The organism is Vreelandella olivaria (genome assembly GCF_023507745.1).
GTDB lineage: Bacteria > Pseudomonadota > Gammaproteobacteria > Pseudomonadales > Halomonadaceae > Vreelandella > Vreelandella olivaria_A.
In genome coordinates this window covers 45,249-55,204 of the sequence record NZ_JALPZO010000113.1, presented here as the reverse complement: position 1 = coordinate 55,204, position 9,956 = coordinate 45,249, and the positions used below count along the sequence as shown (strand labels likewise).

Sequence of the window (9,956 nt, the reverse complement as noted above, 5' to 3'; positions counted from 1 at the left end):
CGGCCTCAACGGTACTGGGCACCTTCTCGGCAGCGGGGCAGAACCTGTTCAGCAAGGCGCAGATGGAACTCGATAATCTGGTCAATCTCTACCAGCGCACGCTGGACCCAGCGATAGGCCAGACGCGGGAACAGTTTCATGCCCTGCGCGAGGCTGCGTTCCGGCGTATCGACTCCTCCGTGCCCGCTTGGCTGCGCCGCCCGCTGAACCTGCCCGCGACCGGCGAGGCGCTAAAGCGCAGAATCGGCGTTGAGGCGAGTCAGGCGGTGCACGGCCTACGCACCGCGACGCAAGGTTTCCGCCAGTTCGAGATACCCACAGTGTCCGAAGCGATAACGCGCGTGGGGCTGGCCGCCAAGCTCACCAGTATCGGCAGTGCCGTAGGGGTTGGGCTGGATACCTACGCGACCCGTGACACTATCGCCGAAGCCTGCTCCACAGGACGCGAAGAAGAGTGTCGGCGTATCCGGTATATCGAATATGGCAGGCTCACGGGGCGTACCGTTGGTGGGATCGTTGGAGGCAGTGCGGCTATTAACCGTGGTGTATGTTTAGCCGTCAGCCTTGATCCACGCGGTAAGCTGATATGTGGCGTGGTAGCTGCTGGCTCTGGGGCCTATGGAGGTTCCAAGACGCTGGAACCGTTCGGTGAGTGGTTAGGGTCGTTTGCCCACCGGGTCATACATGGTGACGAGAACGATGACAGTAACTGATATTATATTTGGTTTCAGTGGCATCTTTGCTGGGGCCATAGGCTTGGTTTTATTATTTATCGCCAGCATTGTAGCACTCTTCAAAATCGATGAAGCGGATCATTACTTTGGCGAGTGGGACTCCCTCGAACAGCTGTACCTTAAGGGGTTGCCCTTCAGCCTTTGGCGTATGACGCATTACGGTTTTAAGATATTGTTCAGGAAAAGCAAGTTCGTGCAGCGGGTTTTTATGAACGGTAAGCCGGAGTTGATCGACCAAGCACCGGTGGGATTAAAACGCCTGTTGGTATGGCTTTACGCAGGGGGGATGTTATGCCTTATTTTTGCGATAGCTATGGCTGGTGCAGGTATGTTACTTAGTGATCTATAAACTCGGCAGCGCCGTAGGGGTTGGGCTGGATACCTACGCGACCCGTGACACTATCGCCGAAGCCTGCTCCACAGGACGCGAGGAAGAGTGCCGACGTATCCGCTATGTCGAGTATGGCAGGTTGGTGGGGCGTACTGTTGGTGGAGCGGCAGGCAGTGCTGCTACTGTTAACCGGGGCGTATGTTTAGCCGTCAGTCTCGATCCACGCGGCAAAGTGATATGTGGTGTGGTGGCCGCGGGCGCCGGTGCTTATGGGGGCGCCAAAGCAGTGGAGCCGTTCGGGGAGCAGGTAGGGTTATTCTTTTACCAAGCACTACATAGAGATAACAATGATGACAATCGCTGAAGCCATTGTAGGTTTTGGTACTGGCATATTCGGCTTGCTCAGCTTGGCGTTATTATTTATCGCCAGTGTGGTGGCGCTTTTCAAGATTGATGAGGCGGATCGTTATTTTGGAGCGTGGGACTCCCCCGAACAGCTTTACCTCAAGGGACTGCCCTTTTCCCTTCATCGTATGACATTTTATGGGCTGACCATACTGTTCAAAGGTAGGCATGTTATAGGGCGCTTTGATCTACGAGGAAAAGAACACTTGATTGATCAGGCACCTGTGAGATTAAAACGTCTGTTAGTATGGGTCTACGCTAGCTGGATATTATGCGTTATTTTTGCGATGGCTATAGGTGGTGCAGGCATGCTGTTTGGTGTTTGGTAAGTGTCTCGGCAACGCGCAGCACTCCCGGTGATAGAGCCGTCGCGTGAGCAATTCCACGCCCTGTGCTTCACGCTGATCTGCGAAGGGCTTTTTTCGCTCAAACACCATGAAAAGTCGTAAAACTCTCGACGCTTTCACGCTCGGTAATAAAGGCATTTTCGGGGGCCTGGGTATCTTCATAGCCCAGCGCGATACCGCATAGTAGTAGCGAATTTTCATCCAGCTTTAGTTCATCGCGAATAATTGCGTGGTGCCAGGCAAAGGCGGCTTGGGGGCAGGTGTGAAGCCCCTGACCACGCGCTGCCAGCATGACACTTTGGATAAACATACCGCAATCCATAAAACTGCCGGTTTCCAGGCGGCGATCCATGGTGATGAAAAACCCCACTGGCGCATCAAAAAAGTGAAAGTTTCTCCGCGCCTGAGCCTGTCGTTTGGCTTTATCTTCACGGCCAATGCCAAGCGCTGCGTAGAGTCCAAAGCCACAGCGACGGCGGCGTTCCAGGTAGGGCTCAAACCAGTTTTGTGGATAGTAGTGGTATTCCGGTGGGTCGCTTTGCTCTTGATCAACGGCGTCTAACAGCCGTTGGCAAAGCTTATCTTTGTTGGTGCCAGCCACTACTTGCACCTGCCACGGTTGGATATTGCTACCGCTGGGCGCTCGGCTGGCAACCTGCAGTATATGCATTATGGTTGAGCGTTCGACGGCGGTGTCGAGAAAGCGGCGCACTGATTTGCGGCTGGTGATAGCGGTATCTACATGCATGCAAACGTTCCCTAAAAGTGTCGCGCGGCGCTTGGCTAGGGTGGTGCCGCGCGAAGGGGGGGATGATGTTATTGGGCCACTAGGTGGCAGCGGCTCTCCTCCAGCGATTGGAAAGCTTCTTCACCCGGTATGGTGCGTAGTATTTCATAAAGATCCCACTCGTTAGAGGAGGCTTCAGGCGTTTTCACTCTTGCTAAGTACATATCATGCACCATGCGACCATCATCACGAATGTAGCCGTTTGTGGCGAACATGTCGTTAATGGGCGTCTCCTGCATCTTGGCGCGCACGGTGGTGGAGTCGTCGGTGCCCGCCGCTTCAACGGCATTGAGATAGTGCGTCACACTGGAGTAGACGCCTGCTTGCACCATGGTGGGTTTTCGGCCAGTGCGTGCTTGATAGCGCTCTGCCCAGGCGCGTGAATCATCGTTTAAGTCCCAGTACCAGCCAGTGGTCAGTTGCATACCTTGAGTGCTTTCCAAGCCCAGGGCGTGAATATCATTCAAAAATACCATCAACCCGGCGAGTGATTGGCCGGACTGCGCTAAGCCAAACTGCCCTGCCGTACTGATCGCATTGACGGTGTCGGCGCCTGCGTTGGCCAGCCCAACGATTTTGGCCCCTGAACTTTGGGCTTGCAGTATGTAAGAGGAGAAGTCGCTAGTATTTAGCGGGTGGCGAACGCTGCCCAGGACCTCACCGCCATGTGCTTCTACGACGGCGGTGACATCGTTTTCCAGCGAGTGACCAAAGGCGTAGTCAGCGGTAATCATGTACCAACTGTCGCCGCCCTCTTCAAGAATCGCTTTGGCGGCCCCATTGGACATGGCATAAGTATCATAGACCCACTGCACATGGTTGGGTGTGCAGTACTCGTTAGTGATACTCAGTGCAGCGGCACCTGCGACCATCGCGAGCTTGTCATGGTCGGCGAGTAATTGGGTCGCGGCGATAGTCACCGACGAGGCCACCATGCCTGCGACCATATCCACATTACGCTGGTCGATCCATTCACGAACGATATTGGCCCCCACATCAGCGCTGTTCCGATCATCAGCACTAAACACTACAATGGGTGCACCGTTAATCTCACCGCCGTGATCTTCGACCGCCATATTGAGTGCTTTCAGGCCACCTGGACCGGCCAAATCCCGGTAGGGTCCGGACATATCGGACAAATAGCCGATGCGGATTTCGTTATCGCTGATGCTGGCATGAGCGCTACTTAAAGCACTGGCACATGCGAGGCTTAAAGCCATGACTAACGACTGTTTATGTAGAGCAAACATAGAACCCCCAACCCCGCGCAAGACGAGGCAAATTATTGTTATCGATATGGGTAGTGACGCTTGGTGTGCCGCATAAGCGGCGTTAGCTCGATGAGTTATAGTGTGTCCGTCATCTCCTCCTTGGCGTGTAGCGCGGTATTTTCCAAATCGTGCTGAAGTTTATTCAGATAGTGCAGCAGGCTTACGGTCTCATCGAAGGAGAAACTGCCAAGCCCATCACGGTAAAACTCATGAATTCGGGGCTGCAAACTCTCCCAAAAAGCGCGCCCTTGTTTCGTCAGTAAAATAATTCGGGCACGCTTGTCATTGGGGTGAGGAATACGCTCAACATGGGCATCGCGCTCCAAACGCTTGAGTACGCCGTCCAAACTTTGACGGCTAACCACCAAATACTCAGTCAGTGCATTAAACGAAATGCCCTCTTCAAAGCCTTTGCGCGAAAGGGCCCCCAGCACCGCCCACTGCACGGTCGTCAGGCCCACTTCGCTGATCGTCTGCTTTTGCAGAATATTACTGACCTGAAAAAGCCGAAAAAATAGTCGGTTTGCCACGCTTTTGTCGTCTTCACTTGCCATTGGCACATCCTTGACTGGGTCGATAGAATCAGCGTCCAGTCGATCAAGTGAGACAGGCAAAAAGCGAGCGTTCACGCAGAGACCGACTGACGCGCAATAATATTTTTCATAATCTGAGCTGTGCCATCACCAATCTGCAGCCCGAGGACATCACGCATACGCTGGGAAAAAGGCATATCTTCACCCCACCCCGTATGCCCATGAGCCAGCATGCACTGCTTAATCACATCAAAAGCCAGCTTAGGCCCCCACCACTTGTTCATTGCCGCTTCAGCGGTATGGGGTTGCTGGTTGTCTTTTAGCCACAGCGCGTAATAACACTGCAGCCGCGCCGCTTGTACGTAGGTCTGGTACTCCGCTAGCGGATGGGTCAAGCCCTGGAAGGCGGCTAACGGTTGGCCAAAGGCTTCGCGCTGGGTGAGCCACTGCCAGGTTTCATCCAGCGATTGCTGAGCAACGGCCAAACACTGTAAGCCAATCAATGCACGGCTATAGTCAAACCCCTGCATAACCTGTTTAAAGCCCTGTCCCTCGATGCCCAGCATATGATCGGCAGGCACACGTACATTGTCGAAGAAAATAGAGCCGCGGCCAATGGCGCGTTGGCCTGAATCCTCGAAGCGGCTGGTGGAGATACCTTGGCTGTCCATTGGCACTAAAAAGGCGCTGATGCCGCTGGCGCGCTGCTCTTGTGTGCCGGTGCGTGCAAACACGACCGCCACATCAGCCTGATCAGCCATGGAAATAGAGGTTTTTTCGCCTTTCAGTAGAAAGCTATCGCCGTCGCGGGTTGCTTTGAGCTTAAGGTTGGCCGCATCTGAGCCGCCGTGTGGCTCAGTAAGCGCGATACAGCAGATTTTACGGCCAGCCGTCATGCCTGATAACCACTCATGAGCCAATTCCGGTCGGGCGTGTTGAGCGATAATTTGACCATTAAGAGAGGCGAGCAGTGGTAAGTAGCCGACATTAAAGTCACCCCTGGCGATCTCTTCAACGATCACGCCAGTGGTCATACAGTCAAGGCCACTGCCACCAAACGCTTCGGGTAGCTCACCGCCAAGACAGCCCATCTGCCCTAACTCGGAGACGATCTCTTGCTCAATGTATGCCGCCTGCTCACGTTGCCGATAACGAGGGGCTAATCGTTCGTTGGCAAACCGGGCGATAGTATCGCGAATAGCGTCTTGTTGTTCGGTAAATGCAAAATTCATGGCACTTTACTCGCTCTCTTGAGTCTGCCCTTGGTAAAAGGGGAGTAACGTTTATGGCTGATACGTTATGACAGATAGTATTTGCGAAACTCGGGTTTACGCTTTTCTTTGAAAGCGGCCACTCCCTCTTTGGATTCGTCGGTGTTGTAGTAAAGGCTGAGGGCCTGCATGCCGAGAGCGCCAATACCGGCGATATTTTCGCTGTCTGCATTGAAAGAGCGCTTGGCGATAGAGAGAGCGGTAGGGCTTTTTTCAAGAATTTCGTCGCACCATTGACGCACCTCATCGTCGAGCTGTTCAGGCGGCACCACCGCATTGAGCAGCCCCCAATCGAACGCCTGCTGAGCCGTGTATTTGCGGCATAAATACCAGATCTCACGGGCCCGTTTCTCGCCAATCACGCGGGCCAGATAAGCGGTGCCAAAGCCGGGGTCGACCGATCCCACTTTTGGGCCCACCTGGCCGAAAATAGCCGTTTCTGATGCAATACTTAAATCACAGATCACATGCAGGACATGTCCGCCACCAATGGCAAACCCATTCACCCGTGCAATGACCGGCTTGGGAACTTGGCGAATAAGCGTTTGCAGTTCCTCTACCGGTAGGCCAATGATGCCGCGGCCATCGTATTGGCCCTCATGTGCACCCTGGTCGCCTCCGGTACAGAATGCTTTATCACCCGCACCGGTGAGCACAATGACGCCAATCGATTTATCCCAGCCAGCACGGTTGAAGGCATTCAGCAGTTCCATACAGGTTTGCCCGCGGAAGGCGTTATAGCGCTCGGGTCGGTTAATCGTGATTGTCGCGACGCCGTCGTCTACCTCATACAAAATGTCTTCATAGTGAGTGGTATGGCTCATGATGCAGCTCCTTGTTTTTATACGCGGCTTTTCGTTGTAAGCAATTTGTTGTTGTAAGCGGCTTGCGTTAACCCGCCATGGTCAGCCCGCCGGAGACGCTGATCACCTGCCCGGTAATAAAATTCGCTTCGTCGCTCGCGAGCATCACGATAATCCCAGGGTAATCTTCAGGCTGGCCTATCCGGCGCATGGGTACGGCGTTGCGGAAGGCTTCCAGTAACTTTTCAGGGTCGTGGGAGGTATCGGCTACGTCTTTTAAAAGGGCCGTATCGGTAGGGCCAGGGCAAACGACGTTGACCGTAATGTTTTTTGTCGCCAGCTCCCGGGCGAGGGTTTTACTTAACCCCAATAGTCCCGCCTTACAGGCGGCATAAACGGCTTCTCCGGATGACCCCACTCGGGCAGCGTCGGAGGCAATGTTGACCACTTTGCCGCCGCCGGCCTCAACCATTCCTGGCAGTACGATATGGTGCATATTGAGCGCGCCAGTGAGGTTGACGGCAATCAGCGCGTTCCACATGGCGGGATCGGTTTTAAGAAATGGCAGAAAGCGGTCAAACCCCGCGTTATTAATTAAAATGGTGGGTATGCCGAGTTCTTGTTCGATGCGCTTGACGGTCGCTTCGATGGCAGCGTAATCGGTGATATCAGTCGCGTAAGCACAAGCTTTACCACCCATTGCTAAAATGCTGTCGACACTTAGCTGGGCGGCGTGCTCGTCACGGTCAAGAACAGCGACCAGCGCGCCTTCCTGGGCAAAGCGTTGGCACACCGCGCGGCCAATGCCGCCGCCGCCTCCGGTCACTATGACGGTTTTTCCGGTTAAACCTTGCATATTGTCTTCCCATACTGGCTATGTGAGGCGTATAGCGACCCATCAAGCGTGCGAATTAAAATGGTTGGTCGCCTGGGCGCGAAGCTTAAATTTCTGAATTTTTCCAGAAGGCGTGCGTGGTAACTCATCCAGCACTTCAAGAAACTCTGGATGGTATTGGCGTGTAACATGCTGCTCGGTAAGAAACCGGGTGATTTCTTCAAGACTCAGGGAGGAGTAGCCCTCTTTAAGCACCACGTAAGCGACCAACCGCTCACCTAAACGCTCATCCGGGCGGCCAACCAGCGCCAACGCCTGAATAGCAGGGTGCTGATAAAGGGTGTTTTCGATATCCACAATGGGAATATTCTCGCCGCCACGGATGACCACGTCTTTGGAGCGCCCCGTGATGCGCACATAACCCGCTTCATTCAGGCGTGCCAGGTCACCGGTGGGGAACCAGCCGTCGTCATCCACCCCGTAAAGTTCAGGTTGTTTAAAGTACCCAACAAACAGACTGGCACCGCGTACCCATAGGCTGCCTTCTTGATTAGGTGGCAAGGTATTGCCCTCAATATCCGTTACTTTAAGTTCCATAAAGGGCAGGGGTACGCCATCGGTTTCGATCGAGCACGAAGGAGCATCATCCAAGCGGGTAGTGGTGACCGCTCCATTCTCGGTCATGCCCCAGGCGGAGATGATTTTGGTGGGTAAATGACGTGCTGCTTTTTCTATCAGCGGGCTAGGGATAGGGGCGCCCGCACACAGGAAGAGTTTCAGCGACTGCAGGCTGGAGCCATGGTCGATGGCTTGCTCGGCGATATCAGCCAAGAAAGGGGTGGAGCCCAGCATCAGGCTGGGTTGTTCCTGCCGTATGATATTAACTGCTTCAGCGGGCAGCCAGGTATCCTGAAGAACGGCCGTGGTCTGTAAATAGATCGGCATCATTAAGCCGTAGAGAAAGCCTAGCTGATGCGCGAGAGGCGAGGGCATTAAGGTGGTATCCGCAGCACCCAGTACCAGGCGTTCGGCTAGTGGCCGAATGTGGCTAAACAGCGTGTTTGAGGTATGCATTACCCCTTTCGGTTTACCCGTAGTGCCCGATGTGTAAAGCAGTTGCACCACATCGTCACCCGAGGGACGTCTCTTGGCGAACAGGGCGTTTGTATCGTGCGTCCGCTCACTATTGTGGGAGAGCAGGTGGGTCTCAAAGCTATGCTCACCTTCCCCCCCAATCACCAGTACATGCGTTAATGAAGGCAACTCGACCTGCAGCCTGGTTGCCATGGCGGCATGATCAAAACCGCGAAACACACCGGGCACTACCAGCAGCTTACTTTCAGCCTGAGCGAGCATAAAACATAACTCATGCTCGCGGAAAATAGGCATCAGTGGGTTAAGTATCGCGCCGATCCGAACGCAGGCTAAGTGCAGTGCGGTCATTTGCCACCAATTGGGCAATTGGCACGACACCACATCACCCATCTGAATGCCAAGCGAGACAAGCCCCACCGCTATCTGGTTGACCCGCCCATTGAGTTCACGATAGCTGAGCGCGGAGCGCTCACCAGAGGCCATAAGGTAGCTGACAATCGCTGGCTTATCAGGCACTTGCTTTACCGCTTTATCGAGATAATCTGTAATGATCATGTCGTTCCAGGCGCCTGATTGTTTCATGGCGCTACGGCGGGCGTTGGTCAGGTTTGTACTTATTGTCATTTCATAAGCTCCAGAAATAACTATGTATTTTGTTTTTTTAGGAGTTAATTAAGCCATTATTTTCTTTATATTGTCAGATGGAAAAGTAGATTGATCATTTATTTGTGTCAAGTGGTTGTCTTATTTTTATGATTTGGATGTATCTGTACGCGGTTAGGGAGTGAGAGAAGGGGAGAAAGAAAATTGCAGGAGGGTTAGGTAGAAAGCTTGTCGCAATTTAAACTATGGTACATGCTCATAACGTACTGTTTAGCCGCATTGAAATGCAGCGCAATGCGTTTGAGGAAGGCGTTTATAATCAGCTCTAGGGGTGGGCTATGCCAAAAATCTTGCAGGAATTTCGTGAGTTCGCAGTAAAAGGCAATGTCATTGATATGGCGGTAGGTATCATTATCGGCGGTGCATTTACGCTGATAGTTCAGAGCCTGGTGGCGGATGTAATGAACCCGCTGATTGGTTTATTGGTAGGCGGTATTGATTTCTCGAACATATTTATTGTGCTACGTGAAGGGGTGGTTGCAGGTCCTTATGCAACGCTTGGCGACGCCCAGGCAGCGGGAGCGGTAACGCTAAATGTCGGGTTGTTTGTTAATGCGGTAGTGAGCTTCACCATTGTAGCGTTTGTGGTCTTTCTGCTGGTACGCACGATCAATCGCTTAAAGCGCGAAGAAGCGGCTGCCCCTGCGAGTCCCGAAGAGAAGCCCTGCCCTTACTGCTTGATGGTGGTGCCGATCAAAGCCACCCGGTGTGGCCACTGTACGGCGACATTACCTTCATTAGAAGCGGAAGCTACGCTTGAAACGCCTGCTACCATGCCACCCGCCAACCCATAAACCAATATAAAGGGTGCCTCTTCAGGGCACCCCCTTGAGACTGCTGACAAAGTAGATAAGCGGTCTCGAATAACCCTATGCGGGGGC

Annotated in this window: 12 protein-coding genes; 5 read left to right on the top strand and 7 right to left on the bottom strand. The window is 53.5% G+C overall.

The window, feature by feature from the left end; all coding sequences use genetic code 11:
- The 4 genes from HP566_RS10955 to HP566_RS10940 all read left to right on the top strand — a co-directional run.
- Nucleotides 1-713 (top strand): YtzC family protein (locus HP566_RS10955; protein WP_249977299.1); only part of this gene is annotated, 713 nt, incomplete at its 5' end.
- A complete protein-coding gene (locus tag HP566_RS10950; protein WP_249977298.1) occupies nucleotides 700-1,083 on the top strand; it encodes a hypothetical protein in 384 nt (127 codons plus the stop codon). The genes HP566_RS10955 and HP566_RS10950, both read left to right, overlap by 14 nt.
- Nucleotides 1,073-1,429: a hypothetical protein gene (locus tag HP566_RS10945; protein ID WP_249977297.1), complete on the top strand. Its 357-nt coding sequence runs from the start codon at nucleotides 1,073-1,075 to the stop codon at nucleotides 1,427-1,429. Before HP566_RS10950 ends, HP566_RS10945 begins: the two co-directional genes overlap by 11 nt.
- Nucleotides 1,413-1,799 (top strand): hypothetical protein, encoded by a 387-nt coding sequence (locus HP566_RS10940; RefSeq protein WP_249977296.1) that lies wholly within the window; start codon nucleotides 1,413-1,415, stop codon nucleotides 1,797-1,799. The genes HP566_RS10945 and HP566_RS10940 overlap by 17 nt, the downstream gene beginning before the upstream one ends.
- Nucleotides 1,800-1,896: 97 nt before the next feature.
- On the opposite strand, the gene HP566_RS10935 is transcribed toward HP566_RS10940, so the two are convergent.
- From HP566_RS10935 to HP566_RS10905, 7 genes are all read right to left on the bottom strand, one after another.
- Nucleotides 1,897-2,565: a nitroreductase gene (locus tag HP566_RS10935; RefSeq protein WP_249977295.1), complete on the bottom strand. Its 669-nt coding sequence runs from the start codon at nucleotides 2,563-2,565 to the stop codon at nucleotides 1,897-1,899.
- 68 nt (nucleotides 2,566-2,633) lie between these two features.
- Entirely contained in the window at nucleotides 2,634-3,824 is a 1,191-nt protein-coding gene (locus HP566_RS10930) for an ABC transporter substrate-binding protein (RefSeq protein ID WP_425348184.1), read from the bottom strand.
- 125 nt (nucleotides 3,825-3,949) lie between these two features.
- A complete protein-coding gene (locus tag HP566_RS10925; RefSeq protein ID WP_249977293.1) occupies nucleotides 3,950-4,429 on the bottom strand; it encodes a MarR family winged helix-turn-helix transcriptional regulator in 480 nt (159 codons plus the stop codon).
- Between the two features lie 71 nt (nucleotides 4,430-4,500).
- Nucleotides 4,501-5,640 carry a cyclohexanecarboxyl-CoA dehydrogenase gene (gene aliB, locus HP566_RS10920; protein WP_249977292.1) on the bottom strand — a complete coding sequence of 380 codons (1,140 nt, stop codon included), beginning with the start codon at nucleotides 5,638-5,640 and terminating at the stop codon, nucleotides 4,501-4,503.
- A gap of 65 nt (nucleotides 5,641-5,705) precedes the next feature.
- Nucleotides 5,706-6,503: an enoyl-CoA hydratase-related protein gene (locus tag HP566_RS10915; RefSeq protein ID WP_249977291.1), complete on the bottom strand. Its 798-nt coding sequence runs from the start codon at nucleotides 6,501-6,503 to the stop codon at nucleotides 5,706-5,708.
- A 67-nt stretch (nucleotides 6,504-6,570) separates the two neighbouring features.
- Nucleotides 6,571-7,338: an SDR family NAD(P)-dependent oxidoreductase gene (locus tag HP566_RS10910; protein ID WP_249977290.1), complete on the bottom strand. Its 768-nt coding sequence runs from the start codon at nucleotides 7,336-7,338 to the stop codon at nucleotides 6,571-6,573.
- Between the two features lie 42 nt (nucleotides 7,339-7,380).
- Nucleotides 7,381-9,036 (bottom strand): AMP-binding protein, encoded by a 1,656-nt coding sequence (locus HP566_RS10905; RefSeq protein ID WP_249977289.1) that lies wholly within the window; start codon nucleotides 9,034-9,036, stop codon nucleotides 7,381-7,383.
- A gap of 317 nt (nucleotides 9,037-9,353) precedes the next feature.
- Between HP566_RS10905 and mscL the strand changes: the two genes are divergently transcribed.
- On the top strand, nucleotides 9,354-9,869 hold the full coding sequence (gene mscL / locus HP566_RS10900) for a large conductance mechanosensitive channel protein MscL (RefSeq protein ID WP_249977288.1): 516 nt from the start codon (nucleotides 9,354-9,356) through the stop codon (nucleotides 9,867-9,869).
- Nucleotides 9,870-9,956 lie beyond the last annotated feature (87 nt).